Source organism: Pedobacter humicola, assembly GCF_056490705.1.
The window spans coordinates 505,280-523,145 of record NZ_JBWJIG010000001.1; the positions used below are offsets into that span (position 1 = coordinate 505,280).

Here is a 17,866-nt window from a genome sequence, read left to right on the forward strand (position 1 = left end):
GGTTAGCAGATTTCTCCATGTCAATCTGTATTTCCTTGGCTGAAAAACGATGCTCGCGTCAAGACAATACTAAATAAAAAACACAGATGAATCACCTTCATCTGTGTTTTTTATTTCTGTCTGTGGTGCCTGTGCCGTAAAACTATGCCTGCAGATCGGCCATTACCGCTTTGATTTTTTCGGCAAGTTGCGCGTTAACCGAATCAAAATCTTTTCTATCGGCTAACGGTGCGTTAACGCTGCAATAAAATTTAATTTTTGGTTCTGTACCACTTGGACGGGCAGAAACGATACTTCCATCTTCTGTAATAAACTGCAAAACATCCGAAGTTGGATAATCCAGTTTGCTTACTTTTCCGGTTGCTAAATCAGTTTCCTGACTTAATTCGTAATCTTTTAATATCGAAACTTTCGATCCACCCAATGTTGCAGGAGGATTTTCCCTGAATTTAACCATCATGGCTTTGATCTCTTCTGCACCAGATTTACCTTTTTTGGTTAGTGAAACTAAATCTTCTTTATATAGGCCATATTCTACATACATGTCTAACAATGCATTGTATAAACTTGCGCCTTTATCTTTGTAGTAGGCTGTCATTTCAGAGATGAAAGCTGCAGAAACTACAGCATCCTTATCACGCACTAAATCGCCGATTAAGTAGCCGTAACTTTCTTCACCACCACCTATGAAATATTTTTTACCCTCTAACTCCGTCATCAACTGACCGATGTATTTAAATCCGGTTAAGGTATTGTAGTAAGTTACATTTTTCTGTTTGGCAATCGCTTCGATTAGATTAGAGGTAACGATGGTTTTCACAATAAATTGATTTCCGTCTAACTTTCCGCTTTCTTCCCAGGCAGATAAAAGATAATTAATTAATAAACTTCCGGTTTGGTTACCATTAAGCAATACCCATTCACCATCGTTATCTTTTACCGCAATACCCACACGGTCGGCATCAGGATCGGTTGCCAATACTAAATCAGCATCGATTTCCTTTGCCTTGTTCATGGCTAAGGTTAATGCGTCTTTTTCCTCCGGATTTGGATATACTACTGTTGGGAAATTACCATCGGGTGTGCTTTGCTCTTCAACCAAAGTTACATTGGTAAAACCAAACTGAGCCAAAGCTTTAGGTACAAGGGTAATTCCCGTGCCATGGATTGGCGAGTATACAATTTTTAAGTCGTGCTGTCTTTTAATCGCTTCGGGAGAGATTGAAAGTGCAGTAATGCCATCTAAGTAAAGTTTATCTACATCTTCACCAATCAACTCGATATTGGATTCCACACGGTCGAATTTTACTTCGTCGATGCTTTTAATCTTATTTACCTCATCGATGACCAATTTATCATCGGGAGAAGTAAACTGGCCGCCATCGGCACCATAAGCTTTATAACCGTTATATTCTTTTGGATTATGCGATGCCGTTAACATTACACCGCTTTTGCAGCCAAAATGGCGTACGGCGAAAGAAAGTTCTGGTGTTGGTCTTAACGCAGAGAAGAAATAAACATGGATTCCGTTTGCTGAGAATACATCTGCAGTAATTTTAGCAAAGTAATCAGAATTGTTCCGGCTATCGTGCGCAATAGCCACTTTGATTTTTTCGTTAGGATATTTGTTGTTTAAGTAGTTGGCCAATCCTTGTGTGGCCGTGCCGATGGTGTATTTATTGATCCGGTTAGAACCTGCACCCATAATGCCACGTAAACCACCCGTTCCAAACTCTAAACTTCTATAAAATGCATCTGTTAATTCGGTAGTTGCATCTTTATCTACAAGGGCCTGAATTTCTGCCTTTGTATTTTCATCATAATTCCCACTTAACCACTGATTGATTGTGGCTTGCGTTGATTGGTCGATTGCCTGCATTGAGCTGTCTTTTTTAATTTAATATCTGGTGTTGAACAAATTTTAATGAATGATGTTTGGTAGAAACGAATTTATTTCAGCCCATCCAAATTTTATTTTGTTGAGGGTGTTGCTTTTAAGCAGCTTTTGTTTAATTTCACGCCCCGATACAATAATAAAGAAAATCCACTATTAATGTGACGCGAATGTAACTTTTTTAAAATGCTTGTAAAACCGGCAGGTTACCGTTGCATGATCATGGGTGAAAAAACAATTTAACAGATGAAAATATTAAAATTTGGGGGTACTTCTGTAGGTAGTCCTGAGCGCATGACGAAGTTGTTGGATATCGTTAATCCAAATGAAGAACAGATTGTAGTGTTATCAGCCGTGTCTGGAACTACAAATAGTTTAGTAGAAATTGCAAATTATTTTTTAGCTGGAGATAAGAAGAAGGGGAGCGAATGCGTTGAAAATCTATATCAAAAATATAAAACTTTTGTTGTTGAGTTATTGCCGGTTGCCGAATTTCAGGAGCAGGGAAATGAAGTGATCGATTACCACTTCGGTTTTTTGGCCGGATTGGCAAATGATATTTTCACTTCAATTGAAGAGAAAGTAGTATTGGCACAAGGTGAGCTATTATCTACAACTTTATACCATATTTATTTAAAGTCGATCGGTGTACCATCGGTATTGCTGCCAGCTTTAGATTTCATGAAAACGGATGAAGATAACGAACCAGATATCCCTTTTACCACAAAACATTTAACTCCGCTTTTGGAGCAGCATAAAGAAAATAAATTATTTATTACGCAAGGATACATCTGCCGCAATAGTTTTGGTGAGGTAGATAACCTGCGCCGTGGTGGAAGCGATTATACCGCATCTCTATTGGGTGCTGCAATCCTGGCTGAAGAAGTTCAGATCTGGACGGATATCGACGGAATGCACAACAATGATCCACGCGTGGTTAAAGGAACCAAACCAATTGCCCAGTTATCTTTTGATGAAGCAGCGGAATTGGCTTACTTTGGTGCAAAAATTTTACACCCACAATCTGTTTTCCCGGCACAGAAATATAAAATTCCGGTTCGTTTGTTAAATACCATGGAACCTTCTGCAGCGGGTACCTTGATTACTCACGATAGTGAAAAAGGTAAAATCAAATCGATCGCGGCTAAAGACGGCATTACGGCAATCCGTATCCAATCGAGCAGAATGTTGTTGGCTTATGGTTTTTTGCGTAGGGTTTTCGAAGTTTTTGAACGGTATAAAACACCAATTGACATGATTACAACCTCTGAGGTTGCCGTATCATTAACGATTGATGAAACTGCACATTTGCCACAGATTATAGAAGAACTAGAAAGTTTTGGAACTGTCGAGGTTGATACCGATCACAGTATTGTGTGTGTAGTTGGCGATTTCGGTTCAGAGAAGCATGGTTTTGCCAGCAGGGTTTTAGAAGGCTTAAAGCATATTCCAATCCGCATGATTTCTTATGGAGGAAGTAACTACAACGTTTCGCTATTAATCTTAAGCGAATATAAAACCGAGGCTTTAAGAAGCCTGCACAATAGATTATTCGAATAAGAGGAAGAAGGCGCCGATTATTACCAGCAATCCGATCAGGAAGTGAAAAGCCAGAAACCTTGATGGTAATAATCCATTTTTATATTTTTTGTACGAGTTATACAATCCTGCAGAAAGAATAAGAACAATAAATATGGCGGCCGCTATCTTCATTTTTTGATAAATAAAAGAAATAGTACAATAAGGAGTAACACGATAAAAAACCGGATTTTTCCATTGTATTGTTTCTGGGTAATTCTTCCACGCTTTAAATCCAGGTAGTTACCCAAATAAATTAGCCCAAAGAATAAAATTAAAATTATAATAAGGAATTTGAACATGTTCGCCGATAAAGATATATCAAAGTTTAACAATATTGAAACGCCTTTTTACTATTACGATACCGATTTGTTGCAAAAAACACTGCGCACTTGTGCAGATGCAGCAGCTCCGTATCAATTTCATATCCATTATGCCCTAAAAGCGAATTTCAATAGCATACTGCTTAACCAGATCAAAGAAATTGGTTTTGGTGCAGATTGTGTGAGTGCAGGTGAGGTGAGAAGAGCAGTTGAAGTTGGTTTCGACAATAAAAAAATAGTTTTTGCCGGGGTTGGCAAATCTGATAAAGAAATTAATGAGGCTTTAGACCTTGATATTTTCTGCTTTAATGTAGAATCTATTCAGGAATTAGAAGTTTTAAATGAGCTTGCGGCTAAGAAGGGTAAAATTGCCCAGGTAGCCATCAGGATCAATCCTAATGTTGATGCACACACACACCACAACATCACCACTGGTTTGGACGAAAACAAATTTGGAATCAATTCATGGGATTTGCCAGAATGTGCCGAAACATTAAAAGCATCACCGAACCTAAAGTTTATCGGGATCCACTTTCATATCGGTTCTCAGATTACCAATCTGGATGTTTATAAGAATCTCTGCGTTCGCGTAAACGAATTTGCTGCATGGTTTGAGGATAAGGGATTTAATCTTCAGGTATTGAATGTTGGTGGTGGTTTAGGGATTGATTATTACAACCCAGATCATCAAATCCCGGATTTTGAATCATACTTTAAGATTTTTAATGAATTTTTAACCGTTAAACCTGGCCAGGAAGTACATTTTGAATTGGGAAGAGCATTAGTAGGACAGTCAGCTTCTTTAATTACAAGGGTATTGTACATTAAAAACGGAAAGAAGAAAAACTTTGTGGTTTTGGATGCTGGTATGACTGAATTAATGCGTCCGGCACTGTATCAGGCTTATCATAAAATCGAAAATCTGTCTCAAATCTCAAATCTCAAGGCTCAAGGCACAGTTAAATACGATATCGTAGGTCCGATCTGTGAAAGTACAGACTGCTTTGGTAAAGAAGTAGAGCAACCACAATCTTTCAGAGGCGATATTTTTGCCATCCGTAGTGCGGGTGCTTATGGAGAGGTAATGGCTTCTAAATATAATTTGAGAGATGCGATAAGATCAGTTTATAGTTACGAGATATAAAATGTCATATTGAGCCTGTAGGAGTGTTTCAAAGTTCTTCGGCAGGCTCGACATGACAAACCTAATTATTTCTTCTTCGACGCCACAAATACGATTACACCTGCTATCAAAATAATACCGCCTGCGTACGGCGGCCAGTTGACAGCTTTTTCCCTGTCGGCCGATATTTGAATAGGGCCCGCATCAACAATTTTTTCTTTTCTGGTATAGGTAAAACCTGTCCAGATCAGCATAGCAATTCCAACCACAATTAATATAAGTCCTACCGTTTTGTTCATGATGTTTTGTTTATATCAGAACAACGGCAGGTTAATTATGTTTTATTGAAATGAATAACCCAGGCTTATTTTCTGCGCATAATTAACATTGTCGGCCATTTCTAAAGAAAAAGAAAAACGTTTGAAATACAGGTAATAGTTGAAAACCCAACCCATTGAATTTTTTCCGCTGATGATATCATTTGTTTTGATGCCAGACCTAAAACTATTTGCAAAGTTAGGAGTGCCACCAATAAAAAGTCTAAAAGCATGCCGGATATCATGGTTATCCCTTACTCTCCAAATTACCTCTGTAGATAACCCTGTGGTCCAAAGCACCTTTCTGTTTGAAACAGCTACATAGTCAGGAATGTGATTATGGTAAACCTCTTGTCTGAACCTGGTGTAACCGCCACCCTCAAAACTAACTGCATTTTCAAAATTAATATACCTAAAATCCGTATTACCATTAGCCGAGGAATGGTGAAGGCCTGCAGAAAATCTTAAGCCAACGCCACTGATGGATTTTTTAAAGGAGGGAAGATAATTCTTTAAATTCTCTGCGCTGCTGTCATTGTCGCCACCCGAGGCCTCTCCCGCATAAGCGAACATCCCATAAGAAATGTTTGATTTTTTGAAAGTATGCGAACGGCTTATATTGGCCATTCCCAATTGGAAACCTGTACCAGCACTTGGTGATATGGAACCAGCATAACTTGCTGATACATTTGTTAAAGTTTTAACGCTATCCGCAACCATTGCCTTTGGCATATAGCCCATATTATTCCCCAGAATAGCTGGGGTAAGAAAAGATGTACAGGAAGTAAATATGGCAAGAAAAAGGAAAGAAGAGAGAACGATAATTTTATGTTTCATTTTTTAATTTGTTTATTCATCAAAGAAGTCTACTAAACCACCCAGGAAATATTCCTCAATACCGTCAGTAAAATCTTTATAATCTTCATCAGGAATGTTGGTCTGTTTAAATTCAAGCGAAGTTCCTTTTTTATCTTCGTGAAGTTTGATGGTTACAATTGAGGCTTCGTTTTCTTCGCCAAAATACCATTGTTGTACAATTTGTTTACCATAGGTAAATTCTATGTTTTTCCCGGTAATATCGCCATCCCAAAAAGAAAATTCCGTTCCTGGTACTTCTTCAAATTCAACATCTGCACCCGTCCATAGTTTTATACTGGTTTCTTTGGTAAGCGCTAAATAAACTTCTTCAGGTGGAGCAGGGATGTAGGTGTATTTTTTAAAGTCTTTCATGATCGTGATTTGCTGGATTTATGGATTTTTATGATTAATGTCTGTAATAAAAATCTTTACTTTTCCAATCCTGCTTTATATTTATTGATTTTTGAGTTGTATATCTTTTTAAACTGGAGGCTTGTAGCGCCAAAATTAATTAATAATCCTATAGAAAACCCATAAGCAACAACATAATTTTTAGCTTGAACTAAGTGTGCATTTTCCAAATTTATTAATGCCTTAATTTCTACTACTACTTGATTTTCGACTACAAAATCTGCTCTTCTTGTGCCAACATGCATTTCGTTATAGAACATAGCTTGCTCAACTTCTCTTTTAAGGTTTAACCGAGCATTTTTGAATTCAATAGCTAAACATCGTTGATAAATAACTTCCTGAAAACCGTTGCCCAAAGTATTATGTACTTTCATAGCACAGCCGTTTATTTTATAGGTTATCTCATCTATTTCCATCTTGTAAATGTTTTTAGCACTTGGTTCAAGACAATAGTTAGGGATAAAACTATCTAAGTTACCAACTTCAATTATTATCTATTCTACTATTAGGTTCTGGCATCACGAAAATCTTTTAATCTTTTTAATCCTGACGTTATTTAAATGCATTTAGTCCTGTCACGTCCATTCCAGTGATCAGTAAATGTATATCGTGTGTACCTTCGTAGGTAACGACCGATTCCAGGTTCATCATATGGCGCATAATGGAGTATTCGCCAGTAATACCCATTCCGCCAAGCATTTGGCGGGCATTACGGGCAATATCCAATGCAATTTCTACACTGTTTCTTTTGGCCATCGAGATTTGTTCGGCTGATGCTCTGTTTTCGCTTTTTAAAACCCCTAAACGCCAAACCAATAACTGACCTTTGGTAATTTCAGTGATCATTTCTGCCAACTTCTTTTGTTGCAACTGAAAACCACCTATAGGTTTTCCGAACTGAACGCGTTCTTTCGAATAACGTAAAGCTGTATCGTAACAATCCATTGCTGCGCCCAATGCACCCCAGGCAATACCATAACGGGCCTGATTTAAACAACCCAATGGCCCTTTTAATCCGCTGATCTCGGGGAAGATATTTTCTTTTGGCACTTTAACGTTATCGAAAACAAGCTCACCTGTAGCCGATGCACGTAGGCTCCATTTATGATGTGTTTCAGGGGTTGAGAATCCTTCCATTCCACGTTCTACCACCAATCCCCTAATTTTTCCCGATTCGTCTTTTGCCCAAACCACCGCAATATCAGCAAATGGTGCATTGCTGATCCACATTTTGGCGCCATTTAAAACATAATGACTTCCTGCATCTTTAATATTGGTTACCATTCCACCAGGATTAGAACCATGATCGGGTTCCGTTAGTCCAAAGCAGCCCATCATTTCGCCACTGGCTAATTTAGGGAGATATTCTTTGCGCTGTTCTTCGGTGCCATAAGCATAAATGGGGTACATCACCAAAGAGCCTTGCACCGATGCCGTGGAACGAATGCCAGAATCACCGCGTTCAATTTCCTGCATCAAAATTCCATACGCGGTATAATCTAGTCCTGCACCGCCATATTCAACCGGGATAGTAGGACCAAAAGCACCAATGTCAGCAAGTCCTTTTATCAAATGTTTCGGGAATTCTGCTTTTTGCGCATAATCTTCAATAATCGGACTTACATCTTTTTTTACCCAATCTCTGGCAGTTGCACGAATTAATTTATGTTCATCGGTCAACAATTCGTCCAATAAATAATAGTCTGGTGCCTCGTACAGGTCCTTTTTTACTGATTTGCTCATGTAATTTCGTGTTATCTGGTTAAGAAATCGCGTTGATTTCAAAGGTAACAATTTACGGCAAGGGGCATTATATTCATGAATAAAAAATTAATTTTGCAGCTTACAAAACATACATGAGCCTTTTTAAACAAACTGTAGCGTTAAAAGATGTAAAATGCTTTGCCTTGCACGGATATTATCCGGAAGAGCAACTTACTGGAAATCATTTCGTTGTAGATTTGGAAACCGAATTTACACCACAAGGTTTTGATGATGAATTGTCGCAGACCGTTAATTATGAGGACCTCAACAACATTATTCTCGAGGAAATGAAACACAGCCAAAAGTTATTGGAAACGGTATTACACAATATCATTTGGAAAGTGATAGAGCTATACCCTTATGTCGATACCATTCATGTTAGTATGAAGAAATTAAACCCGCCAATGCCTGGTCAGATCGGGCACTCTTTTGTTAAGCTAACCTACACATCAGCCAATTAAAATGAATTTTACAAAGATAAGTCCTGAAATTTTAGCAGAAATTAAAACTGCAGTAGGAGCAGAAAAAGTTTTTACTGATGCGGAGAGTTTAGAAAATTACAGTCATGATGAAACGGAAGATCTACGTTATCAACCGGAGTTGGTCGTAAAGCCAACAACGCCTGAAGAGGTTTCTGCTTTACTCAAAATATGTAACGCACATCATGTTCCGGTAACTCCCCGTGGAGGCGGTACGGGTTTGAGTGGGGCTGCCTTGCCCATTTATGGCGGTGTTTCTTTATCAATGGAAAAATTTAAAGCTATCCTTGATATTGATACGGAAAACCTGCAGGCCACGGTTGAACCGGGCGTGATTACAGAAGAATTTATCAATGCTGTGGCCGAAAAAGGGTTTTTATATCCGGTTGATCCAAGCAGCAAGGGCTCTTGCTTTATCGGCGGCAATGTAGCCCATGGCTCTGGCGGACCAAGGGTAGTGAAATATGGTACCATTCGCGAATATATCTTAAATCTTGAGGTTGTTTTACCTAATGGCGATATTATATGGACGGGAGCCAACACCCTAAAATATGCCTCTGGTTATAACTTAACGCAGTTGATGATCGGTTCAGAAGGTACTTTGGGCGTGGTAACTAAAATTGTAACCAAGCTTTTGCCAAAGCCAACGCAATCGGTTTTAATGATGGGCTCCTTTAATACCAACGAAGATGCATGTGCTGCAGTTTCGGCCATTTTTAGGGCAGGTGTTACACCATCGGCTTTAGAATTTATGGAACGCAAAGGAGTGGAGTGGGTCATAAAATTCGATGATATTAAGTTTGATTTAAAAGATGGGGTGGCCGCCTTATTGATGATTGAGTTTGATGGAGATGATTTAGACGACATTTTTAAAAACTGTGAAAAAACCAATATCGTTTTAGAAGAGCATCGCTGTACCGAAGTTTTGTTTGCAGACACAGCCGCTCAAAAAGAAGAGTTATGGCGGATGCGCAGAACAATGGCCGAATCAGTCAAGGCTAACTCAGTTTATAAAGAAGAAGATACTGTTGTACCCCGGGCAGCGCTTCCAGGGCTCATCAATGGAATAAAAGAAATTGGCGGCAAATATGGCTTTGAGAGTGTTTGTTACGGACATGCCGGCGATGGAAACCTGCACGTAAATATTATAAAAGCCGGTATGAGTGATGAAGATTGGAAGAACAAACTTAAGTTTGGCATCGCTGAAATATTTGAGTTAACCACCGCTTTAGGCGGAACGTTATCCGGCGAACACGGTATCGGTTTGGTTCAAAAAGAGTTTATGCCGATCAAGTACTCGGAGATCCACCTGAATTTAATGAGGGGCATTAAAAATGTTTTTGATCCGAAAGGGATCTTAAATCCAGGTAAAATTATGCCTGATACCCCTAACCCCTAACAGGGGATTACAGGCGATACGGGAATTTGCTAAATATAGCAAGGTGATTTTTTTTAAGATGCAAAAAGAATTAATATTAGGAAATCAATTTTATTTACACTTTAAGCAATACTGATAAACATTCAAAAAGCCCCTTTAGGGGTTGGGATCTAATTGCTCAAAACCAAGCATCTTTTGTTTTTCTTCCTCTGGTATTGCAGTTGGTTTGCCTGTGGCATAATCAACAGCAATGCATACCGTTTTCCCTTTACTACAGATTACTTCTTCTGCTCCTTTTAGCTTAACGATCTGATAGTCCAGATCAAAACTTGTATTGCCAATCCTTGATGTCTTCACGTGGATAGCAATTTTATCGTTCATCTTAATCGGTAAAATGTAGTCTAGCTCTGCATGAGCAATTACAATCCCGGTTTTCTTCCAGTCCCATTTGATGATTTCCTCCCAGTACTTGGTTCTGGCAATTTCCAGGTAGGTAAAGTAAATAGAATTGTTTACATGACCCATCATATCAAAATCGATGAAGCGCAGGTGGATGTTGGTTTTGTAGTTGAATTTGTCCGAAAAACCTTTAATTTCTGCCAATTTGTCTTTTGATTTGGATTTATTTTGCCAAAATGTCTTAAAAATCATAAATTATTGGTTTGGTATGTAAGTTGAATATGGTGTATTATCAATTTAAAAATTAAAAAAATAAAGAATAAGCGATATGACACTAGTAAATTTTAACAACAGAACCCGTAACACAGCTCCTTACTTTAACAATGTTTTTGATTCATTGTTTAGCGATGCAGTAACTAAAAACAAATTGGTTGATAAATCACCTAATGTGAATATTTATGAAAATGAAACTGCATATGTGATTGAGTTAGCTGCCCCTGGTTTAAAGAAAGAAGATTTTCAGATCAATTTAAAAAAAGACAACCTTTCTGTTTGGGCAGAAGTTAAAAAAGACGAAACCCAGATAGCAAAAGATTTTACACGTAAAGAATTTGATTACAGCTCATTCGCAAGATCATTTAATTTACCAGATAGCGCTGATGGCGATAACATTACTGCCGAATACAAGGACGGTATTTTATCAATCAATATCAGTAAAAAAGACGATGCTAAATTACAGCATAAAGAAATTGTAGTATCGTAATAAAAATATTCTCGAAAGAGGGTTTTTCATAATAGTTTAGGTTTAAGTTTAGGTTTTATAAGGTTAATGCCGGATGGTATTAACCTTATTTTTTTTTGAAGCCCTCGGTATTGCCCAGCTATATAATCAGCATGTTTTAGACATCATTGTCCCTGAAATTGATTAGGGGTGAAGAATGGTTATGGTGGTATTTAGATTGATTTTAAGTTGCAATCTTAAAATCACCTTAATCTCATTTTTCGTACTTTTGCGGCATGGAGAGAGAAATTCTGGATACTAAACGTAAAGCACTTAAAATAAACCTTGACCCGAGGATTTACGGCACTTTCGCCGAGATTGGCGCTGGACAAGAGGTTTCCAGGAATTTTTTCAATGCAGGAGCAGCATCTGGAACAGTTGCTAAAACCATGTCGGCTTATGATATGACTTTTAGCGATGCCATCTACGGAGCAGAAGCCAATGGCCGTTATGTGAGTCAGAACAGGCTTTTACAAATGCTCGATCACGAATTCGGTTTACTTAACGAACGCTTATCAGGTGAAAAATACGAAAGCCGTACCTTTTTTGCCTTTGCAGATACCGTCACCACATTAAATTATAAACGTACCAACGAACCCCATGGCTGGGTTGGAATCCGTTTCCAAAGTGAGCCTGGAGGGATGCCGAATGAAATATTTTTCCACGTCCGTTTGCTGGATACCGATGTAAATATGCAACAGCGTGTGCTTGGTATCATTGGTGTAAACTTGCTTTATGCGGCTTTTTACCATTATCAGGACCCTAAAATTATGGTAGAATCGCTGGCTGATAATTTAACCATCGGTTCGGTAGAAATCGATTTGATCTCGGTTAAGGGACCAGCCTTTCCTGAAGTTGATAATATCTTGCTTAATCTGTATATGATTATGAAGGATTTCTCCGCAGCGGCAATTTTCGACGCAGATGCACACCCACGTCAAGCCAAAGATCTTTTATATAAAAAGGATATCATGATCTTGCGTACCAAATATGGACAGAGATCGTTGCCCAACTTTAATCTTTTTAATAAAGCTACCGATCAGTTTAAACGTACAAACAAAGTAGCGGAGGGGAACCTCGCGGTGATGATAGAGGTTTTGTTGACCAATGTTTTAACCGATGCACAAGAAACACCAGATGATATTGATTTAGAATCTGTAGCTAAACGTGCTCAGGAAATGTGCGATACGGGAAATATAGTGATCGTTTCGAACTTTACGCGTCATAACCGTCTTGCAAAATATTTGGCCAGGTGTAAGCCAAAAAGCGTTGGCCTGGCGACCAACATCAACAACTTAAAATTTGTATTCAATTCGAAGAACTTCACAGGCGAAAACTACTCAGGTCAGTTATTGAGCTATGTAAACGATATGTTCAATACCAATGTACGGTTGTTTGCTTATCCATTTCTGGATAAAAAGACCAATCAGGTTATTACAACAGCAAATATGCCAGTCACACCTGAAGCTAAACCTTTATTCGATTTCCTTTTAATCAATGGTTATATCACTGATATTAAAGATTATAATGAGGATGAAGTGAAGACAGTTTAAGAATTAATCTGTCGAAAATCTGCATTGCAGTGGAGCAATCCATTAATCGAAATTCGATGTGATTAGAAATTAAATTCATCATTTAATAGGCTACTTTACCCTTTTTTTGTTACAAAAGAGCCACTGATGCTAGTTTAGAGGCCGTTTCAATGCTTGTTTACATCTATATGTTTGCTTACCTATGTATGCAACCTGTCTTTAGTACTCAAATTTTTACTGATCCGAAAGGCCTCCAGTAAAATTTCTTTAGGATAATTGGACATTTCCAAAATTTTGATGGCATTTTTGGTCTTAAGAGGCCCTTTTTTTAATTTATGGTCAAAAATAAGTTCGTCATTGGCTATGGTTTCGGTAAAGTGATAAAGTGCGTACTCTTCTTCAAGAAGGTTTGATAATTCAATATCATGAGTGGCTACAAAAGTTAAATTCTGTTTGCGGTTCAAGTGGGATAATATGGCTTTTGCAGCAGCAATTCTTTCGACGGTATTTGTACCCTTAAATACTTCATCCAAAATAAAAAGATTTTGATCCTTACTTTCAACTGCATTGATCAAAGAAGACATCACATCTACTTCTTCTAAAAAATAACTTTTCCCTTGAAATAAATTATCATCGATTCTTATTGAGGTGTATAATCTGAAAAATGGTGCTTTATACTCTTCAGCAAAACAGGTATAAATCGTTTGAGCGAGTAACGAATTGATGGCTATAGTACGTAAGAAAGTTGATTTTCCCGACATATTTGATCCCGTAATCAATATGCTTTTTCCATCAAGCTTCAACGTATTGCCGATGCAGTTTTCGATTAACGGATGTTTAATTCCTTTAAATTCGACTCCTTTGTAAGCTTGGCTAAACTGAGGTTCGCAGGTATTTTCGCTTGCCTTTAGCGAAGCTACGGATATAGCCATATCAACACCACCGACGTATTGATAGAGGTTTAAGATTTCTTCCTGCGAATTTTCGATCAGTTTGATCAATTTAAAAAAGGTAAAAATTTCGATCAGAAAAGCGGCTTTAATGATCTCGAAGAGATAAAGTGGGATCTGGCTTATATCACCCTGATTATTTCGACTAAAATCCAGGTAAAGAATGCGAATCCTGCTCTGAAATTTCTTAAAAACCGGAATGGCATTTTTAATGCGCTCCACTTCAAAGGGAAGTTTTTCTTTAACGAGTTTTCTCGAAACTTCAATTAACATATTTAGCTGAGATAGCGATTTGGTAAAAATGAGCAGGTGTCTTTTATTCCAATAGTTTAAATAGGTAGCATTAAAAGTAATTAGAAGAAGCGCCAGTATCAAACAAACGGATATTTTAATTGACAAGATTAGCAAGATGGCTAAAATTATCAAATCGATGGATAACCACTTAAACCATGATGGTTTTTCTACCAATTGATCATTTAACAGCAACACCACGGCATAACTATCGTTACTATTGAGTTTAATCAATTCGGCCTGGATTTTTTCCCTTATGGATTGGTTTGCTGTAAAAAAAGAACTCTGATCTTTTATTTTTTTAAGTGCTTCATGGTTATTGGTGGGTTTTGCCAGTTTGTTATAAAGAAATTGTTGACCGATTTTGCTGCTTGTGCGATCGATCTTTGCAAATAGCTGATCGAAATCAATATCGGCCATAGTTTGAGGAGAAAGTACGTGGAAAGTATGGTGCTTTACATAGGTGGCATACCAACTTGCCTTATCGAAATTGATAAAATCTGTTTTTACTTTCCCCCAATTTTCTTTAAGATCTTTTAAAATTTGCTGCTTCTTTTTCCTTTTATCAAAATAGTTAAATAAGATAAGGAACAGTAATGCTGCAATTCCAAATATGATGTAGGTTATGTAATGCGCTGAAAGCATAAAATATACAGGATAATGTTTTTATTTTAATAATTTTTCAATTACCTGCCTGTAACTGTCACTAACAGGCAATTCTTTATCTTCTATAAATAATGCATTTTTTCGGATCGCAGTTACTTTATTGATATTTATGATAAAGGATTTGTGGATCCTTTCGAAATGCTCAGGCAATTCCTCTTCTATATTTTTCATACTCGAACGGACTACGGCCGCTTTCGGACTAATAGAAGTGTGAATCTGGATATAATCTTTTAACCCCTCCACATAAGTAATATCGTTGAAGTTGATCTTCATTAAGCTATAGCCCACATTCACAAACATATAATCCTGTTTAGGCAGATTGGATTGCGCCGCAGACTGCTTAAGTTCGTACAAATCTTTGGCTTTATTACAGGCTTTCATGAAACGGTCGAGTGATACCGGTTTCATTAAATAATCTACCACATCAAGTGCAAAACCATCCAAAGCATATTGTTTATATGCCGTTACAACAATTACCATAGGCTTTTTAACCAAACTTTGGATAAACTGTAATCCGGTAATGCCGGGCATCTGAATATCGATAAAAATCAGATCTATCGATTGTTCCTGCATGATTTTATTGGCAGCAAAAGCATCATCGCAACTGGCTACCAGCTCTAAAAATGGAATGCGGCTAATGTTATCAGCCAATAATTGTAAGGCCAAAGGCTCATCATCAATAGCTAAACATTTTATCATGCCGTTAATTTTATGGTGAGGTGCACATTAAACCAACCATCCTTTTTTTCTATTTCCAATTGGTGGTTTTTACCGTAAAGCAAGTTTAATCGTCTGCTTACATTGGTAAGTCCGATACCCGATGCAGTATCTTTTACCTCATTTTCATCTGGATTGAATTTATTTTTTATAATAAAACTCAGCTGCTCATCTTCTGTTTTCAGATCAACAAATATTTTAGGCTTTTCGATCATCCCAACCCCGTGTTTAAAGGCATTTTCGACAAAAGGAATCAATAACATTGGTTCTATTTCATCAAATTCGCTTTCGATATGCATACTGGTTTCAATCTCTACCTTTTTTCCGAAACGTTGTTTTTGCAGGTCGATATAGGCCTGTAGATATTCAGTTTCCGTTTTGATGGATACTTTTTCTTCGTCTGTTTCGTACAGCATATATTGCATTAAACCAGATAATTTCATTACTGTTGGCTCCAGTTCGTTGCTTTTTAACCTTACCAATGCCACAATATTGTTCAGTACATTAAAGATAAAGTGTGGACTGATCTGCGAGCGCAAAAACGAAAGCTCGGTTTTCATGTTTTCCTGTTCGCGCTGTAAAGACCGTTTTTCTTCACTAATCCGGTCAGAAATCATGGTAAAGGCCGTACTTGCCGCAATGGTTAATAGAAATGTAGGGGTGTTAAACCAAAGTGTTCTGCCCAAGTTAAAGTTAAAATCGGGTAATAAAATATGGAACAATATGGAGTGGACAGTAATGGCAAGAAGTAAACAGGCCGCGAATGACAGCCCGTACCATAGATATTTTTTCGTGTAGAAGAAAGAAGGAATTAAAACCTTACTGTTTAAGTAAAAAATAGCAATCCAATAAAAGTAACTGATAAAATTTAACCGTAAAAACTGAGTTTCTTCGTAGCTGCTTAATGGATGAGGAGGACGACTTCTATTCACATTAATAATGTAAGGCAAAGTGATTAAAATAACCCAAACCAAAATATGAAGGGTCACCTTTATCCACTTTTTTGAGAAATTAATCGTCATTATTTTTTCTTTGGCGCTTTGCATCGCTAAGTTATTATTTATTATGTTTTTTAAGGTGTTTCATCATATCGAATTTTAAGGGCTACTGATATTATTAAAGATTAGCGCATCGGGACATTCACCTTTCAATAAAAGCCCCGGTGCTGTGTGCTACTCGTATCTTAATGCATCAATTGGATCTAAATTGGACGCTTTCTTTGCAGGGTAATAGCCAAAGAAAACACCCGTAATGGCACATACAACAAAGGAAATAACGATTGAGGACTCTGCGATTAAAATTGGCCAGTTTAAGAAGTAGGAGATGAGGTAAGCCGAACTTACGCCCAATATTACGCCAATAATACCACCGGTGATACTGATTAAAATGGCCTCTATTAAAAATTGCATTAAAACATCTTGTCCGCGGGCGCCAATAGACATGCGCAAACCTATTTCCCGTGTACGCTCGGTAACCGAAACGTACATAATATTCATAATACCGATCCCGCCAATGAATAAAGAAATACCTGCTATTGCAGTTAAAAGGACGGTTAACATACCACTTGTGGCGCTAATGGTACTTATTAATTCAGCCTGTGTACGCACTTGAAAATCATCGGTTTCTGCAGCTGTCAACCGGTGGCTTTGTCTCACTGCATCCGAAATTTCGGTGGTAGCCGCAGCACTTGACGCTTCAGTTGTTGCAGATGCATAAATACTTTGCAGATAATTGGTTGCAGTAATTCTTTTTTGTACGGTTGTGAAAGGGGCAAGGATGATATCATCCTGATCTTGTCCGAAATTACTTTGTCCTTTTGATTCTAACACACCAATGACCTGAAAAGGGATGTTCTTAAAACGTATAATCTGGCCAATCGGATTACTTCCATCAGGAAACAGATTATCGATCACGGTTTTACCTAAAAGACAAACCTTTGCAAAACTTTTGACATCATTTTCAGAAAACAAAATGCCATCTTTAAGTTTCAGTTGACGGATATTTAAATAATCAGGACTTACGCCTGTAATGGTTGTGGGCCAGTTATATCCACCTTTAATGGCTTGTCCGCTGGTAGATACTACTGGCGATAAGCCATTTATATTTTTCGACTGTAGCTTTTGAATCGCAGTGATATCTTCCAGTTTTAAAGTCTGGATGCTGCTTCCCTGTAAACGTACACCACCAGGTTCGTTGCTTTGCGGCATAATGGTTATCATATTCGACCCCATTCCAGAAAGTGAAGAACGGATGCTTTGTTTCGAACCTTCGCCAATCGCCATCATTGAGATTACCGCTGCTACACCAATAATAATACCCAACATGGTTAGGAAAGCACGAAGTTTATTTCGTTGCAATGCCAAAAAGGCAATCCTTAATAAATTTGTTATGGCCATGATTTCCTA

General features: G+C 37.8%; 18 protein-coding genes. 6 read left to right on the forward strand and 12 right to left on the reverse strand.

Annotation, left to right across the window (positions count from 1 at the left end; all coding sequences use genetic code 11):
* Nucleotides 1-142: 142 nt before the first annotated feature.
* Nucleotides 143-1,879 carry a phospho-sugar mutase gene (locus AC04Q1_RS02065; RefSeq protein ID WP_478361335.1) on the reverse strand — a complete coding sequence of 579 codons (1,737 nt, stop codon included), beginning with the start codon at nucleotides 1,877-1,879 and terminating at the stop codon, nucleotides 143-145.
* A 261-nt stretch (nucleotides 1,880-2,140) separates the two neighbouring features.
* On the opposite strand from AC04Q1_RS02065, the gene AC04Q1_RS02070 reads away from it, so the two are divergent.
* Nucleotides 2,141-3,454 (forward strand): aspartate kinase, encoded by a 1,314-nt coding sequence (locus tag AC04Q1_RS02070; RefSeq protein WP_478361336.1) that lies wholly within the window; start codon nucleotides 2,141-2,143, stop codon nucleotides 3,452-3,454.
* Here AC04Q1_RS02070 and AC04Q1_RS02075 read toward each other — a convergent pair.
* Nucleotides 3,443-3,607 carry a hypothetical protein gene (locus tag AC04Q1_RS02075; RefSeq protein WP_478361337.1) on the reverse strand — a complete coding sequence of 55 codons (165 nt, stop codon included), beginning with the start codon at nucleotides 3,605-3,607 and terminating at the stop codon, nucleotides 3,443-3,445. The two genes, AC04Q1_RS02070 and AC04Q1_RS02075, sit on opposite strands and share 12 nt — an antisense overlap.
* A gap of 165 nt (nucleotides 3,608-3,772) precedes the next feature.
* On the opposite strand from AC04Q1_RS02075, the gene lysA reads away from it, so the two are divergent.
* Nucleotides 3,773-4,939, forward strand: a complete 1,167-nt coding sequence (lysA, locus tag AC04Q1_RS02080) for a diaminopimelate decarboxylase (RefSeq protein WP_478361339.1) — start codon at nucleotides 3,773-3,775, stop codon at nucleotides 4,937-4,939.
* Between the two features lie 65 nt (nucleotides 4,940-5,004).
* Here lysA and AC04Q1_RS02085 read toward each other — a convergent pair whose 3' ends face one another.
* From AC04Q1_RS02085 to AC04Q1_RS02105, 5 genes are all read right to left on the reverse strand, one after another.
* A complete protein-coding gene (locus tag AC04Q1_RS02085) occupies nucleotides 5,005-5,217 on the reverse strand; it encodes a hypothetical protein (protein ID WP_478361341.1) in 213 nt (70 codons plus the stop codon).
* A gap of 42 nt (nucleotides 5,218-5,259) precedes the next feature.
* Nucleotides 5,260-6,072: a hypothetical protein gene (locus tag AC04Q1_RS02090; RefSeq protein WP_478361343.1), complete on the reverse strand. Its 813-nt coding sequence runs from the start codon at nucleotides 6,070-6,072 to the stop codon at nucleotides 5,260-5,262.
* Between the two features lie 12 nt (nucleotides 6,073-6,084).
* Complete coding sequence (locus AC04Q1_RS02095) at nucleotides 6,085-6,465, reverse strand: SRPBCC domain-containing protein (protein WP_478361345.1); 381 nt, start codon at nucleotides 6,463-6,465, stop codon at nucleotides 6,085-6,087.
* Nucleotides 6,466-6,521: 56 nt separating this feature from the next.
* Nucleotides 6,522-6,920 (reverse strand): GxxExxY protein, encoded by a 399-nt coding sequence (locus tag AC04Q1_RS02100; RefSeq protein ID WP_478361347.1) that lies wholly within the window; start codon nucleotides 6,918-6,920, stop codon nucleotides 6,522-6,524.
* 136 nt (nucleotides 6,921-7,056) lie between these two features.
* Entirely contained in the window at nucleotides 7,057-8,247 is a 1,191-nt protein-coding gene (locus AC04Q1_RS02105) for an acyl-CoA dehydrogenase family protein (protein WP_478361349.1), read from the reverse strand.
* Nucleotides 8,248-8,360: 113 nt separating this feature from the next.
* Between AC04Q1_RS02105 and AC04Q1_RS02110 the strand changes: the two genes are divergently transcribed.
* Both AC04Q1_RS02110 and AC04Q1_RS02115 read left to right on the forward strand, forming a co-directional pair.
* Nucleotides 8,361-8,729, forward strand: coding sequence for a dihydroneopterin aldolase (locus tag AC04Q1_RS02110; protein ID WP_478361351.1), 369 nt, complete (start codon nucleotides 8,361-8,363; stop codon nucleotides 8,727-8,729).
* Nucleotide 8,730: 1 nt separating this feature from the next.
* Nucleotides 8,731-10,146 carry an FAD-binding oxidoreductase gene (locus tag AC04Q1_RS02115; RefSeq protein ID WP_478361353.1) on the forward strand — a complete coding sequence of 472 codons (1,416 nt, stop codon included), beginning with the start codon at nucleotides 8,731-8,733 and terminating at the stop codon, nucleotides 10,144-10,146.
* A 135-nt stretch (nucleotides 10,147-10,281) separates the two neighbouring features.
* Here the strand turns inward: AC04Q1_RS02115 and AC04Q1_RS02120 are convergent, their stop codons facing one another.
* Nucleotides 10,282-10,776 (reverse strand): acyl-CoA thioesterase, encoded by a 495-nt coding sequence (locus AC04Q1_RS02120; protein ID WP_478361355.1) that lies wholly within the window; start codon nucleotides 10,774-10,776, stop codon nucleotides 10,282-10,284.
* Nucleotides 10,777-10,852: 76 nt separating this feature from the next.
* On the opposite strand from AC04Q1_RS02120, the gene AC04Q1_RS02125 reads away from it, so the two are divergent.
* Complete coding sequence (locus AC04Q1_RS02125) at nucleotides 10,853-11,287, forward strand: Hsp20/alpha crystallin family protein (RefSeq protein WP_478361357.1); 435 nt, start codon at nucleotides 10,853-10,855, stop codon at nucleotides 11,285-11,287.
* A gap of 254 nt (nucleotides 11,288-11,541) precedes the next feature.
* The gene (locus tag AC04Q1_RS02130) at nucleotides 11,542-12,858 is read left to right on the forward strand and encodes a nicotinamide mononucleotide adenylyltransferase (protein WP_478361359.1); all 1,317 of its coding nucleotides are present in this window, start codon (nucleotides 11,542-11,544) and stop codon (nucleotides 12,856-12,858) included.
* 179 nt (nucleotides 12,859-13,037) lie between these two features.
* Here the strand turns inward: AC04Q1_RS02130 and AC04Q1_RS02135 are convergent, their stop codons facing one another.
* The 4 genes from AC04Q1_RS02135 to AC04Q1_RS02150 all read right to left on the reverse strand — a co-directional run bounded on the left by AC04Q1_RS02135 (nucleotide 13,038) and on the right by AC04Q1_RS02150 (nucleotide 17,857).
* Entirely contained in the window at nucleotides 13,038-14,723 is a 1,686-nt protein-coding gene (locus AC04Q1_RS02135) for a MutS-related protein (protein WP_478361361.1), read from the reverse strand.
* Between the two features lie 21 nt (nucleotides 14,724-14,744).
* On the reverse strand, nucleotides 14,745-15,443 hold the full coding sequence (locus AC04Q1_RS02140) for a LytR/AlgR family response regulator transcription factor (protein WP_478361363.1): 699 nt from the start codon (nucleotides 15,441-15,443) through the stop codon (nucleotides 14,745-14,747).
* Nucleotides 15,440-16,507: a sensor histidine kinase gene (locus tag AC04Q1_RS02145; RefSeq protein ID WP_478361365.1), complete on the reverse strand. Its 1,068-nt coding sequence runs from the start codon at nucleotides 16,505-16,507 to the stop codon at nucleotides 15,440-15,442. Before AC04Q1_RS02145 ends, AC04Q1_RS02140 begins: the two co-directional genes overlap by 4 nt.
* Before the next feature lie 126 nt (nucleotides 16,508-16,633).
* Nucleotides 16,634-17,857, reverse strand: a complete 1,224-nt coding sequence (locus tag AC04Q1_RS02150) for an ABC transporter permease (protein WP_478361367.1) — start codon at nucleotides 17,855-17,857, stop codon at nucleotides 16,634-16,636.
* Nucleotides 17,858-17,866: the final 9 nt, after the last annotated feature.

Excerpts from the sequence above, each read along its gene's own strand:
- AC04Q1_RS02065 (WP_478361335.1), bottom strand. The coding sequence starts at position 1,879 with ATGCAGGCAATCGACCAATCAACGCAAGCCACAATCAATCAGTGGTTA.
- AC04Q1_RS02070 (WP_478361336.1), top strand. The coding sequence starts at position 2,141 with ATGAAAATATTAAAATTTGGGGGTACTTCTGTAGGTAGTCCTGAGCGC.
- AC04Q1_RS02075 (WP_478361337.1), bottom strand. The coding sequence starts at position 3,607 with ATGAAGATAGCGGCCGCCATATTTATTGTTCTTATTCTTTCTGCAGGA.
- lysA (WP_478361339.1), top strand. The coding sequence starts at position 3,773 with ATGTTCGCCGATAAAGATATATCAAAGTTTAACAATATTGAAACGCCT.
- AC04Q1_RS02085 (WP_478361341.1), bottom strand. The coding sequence starts at position 5,217 with ATGAACAAAACGGTAGGACTTATATTAATTGTGGTTGGAATTGCTATG.
- AC04Q1_RS02090 (WP_478361343.1), bottom strand. The coding sequence starts at position 6,072 with ATGAAACATAAAATTATCGTTCTCTCTTCTTTCCTTTTTCTTGCCATA.
- AC04Q1_RS02095 (WP_478361345.1), bottom strand. The coding sequence starts at position 6,465 with ATGAAAGACTTTAAAAAATACACCTACATCCCTGCTCCACCTGAAGAA.
- AC04Q1_RS02100 (WP_478361347.1), bottom strand. The coding sequence starts at position 6,920 with ATGGAAATAGATGAGATAACCTATAAAATAAACGGCTGTGCTATGAAA.
- AC04Q1_RS02105 (WP_478361349.1), bottom strand. The coding sequence starts at position 8,247 with ATGAGCAAATCAGTAAAAAAGGACCTGTACGAGGCACCAGACTATTAT.
- AC04Q1_RS02110 (WP_478361351.1), top strand. The coding sequence starts at position 8,361 with ATGAGCCTTTTTAAACAAACTGTAGCGTTAAAAGATGTAAAATGCTTT.
- AC04Q1_RS02115 (WP_478361353.1), top strand. The coding sequence starts at position 8,731 with ATGAATTTTACAAAGATAAGTCCTGAAATTTTAGCAGAAATTAAAACT.
- AC04Q1_RS02120 (WP_478361355.1), bottom strand. The coding sequence starts at position 10,776 with ATGATTTTTAAGACATTTTGGCAAAATAAATCCAAATCAAAAGACAAA.
- AC04Q1_RS02125 (WP_478361357.1), top strand. The coding sequence starts at position 10,853 with ATGACACTAGTAAATTTTAACAACAGAACCCGTAACACAGCTCCTTAC.
- AC04Q1_RS02130 (WP_478361359.1), top strand. The coding sequence starts at position 11,542 with ATGGAGAGAGAAATTCTGGATACTAAACGTAAAGCACTTAAAATAAAC.
- AC04Q1_RS02135 (WP_478361361.1), bottom strand. The coding sequence starts at position 14,723 with ATGCTTTCAGCGCATTACATAACCTACATCATATTTGGAATTGCAGCA.
- AC04Q1_RS02140 (WP_478361363.1), bottom strand. The coding sequence starts at position 15,443 with ATGATAAAATGTTTAGCTATTGATGATGAGCCTTTGGCCTTACAATTA.
- AC04Q1_RS02145 (WP_478361365.1), bottom strand. The coding sequence starts at position 16,507 with ATGCAAAGCGCCAAAGAAAAAATAATGACGATTAATTTCTCAAAAAAG.
- AC04Q1_RS02150 (WP_478361367.1), bottom strand. The coding sequence starts at position 17,857 with ATGGCCATAACAAATTTATTAAGGATTGCCTTTTTGGCATTGCAACGA.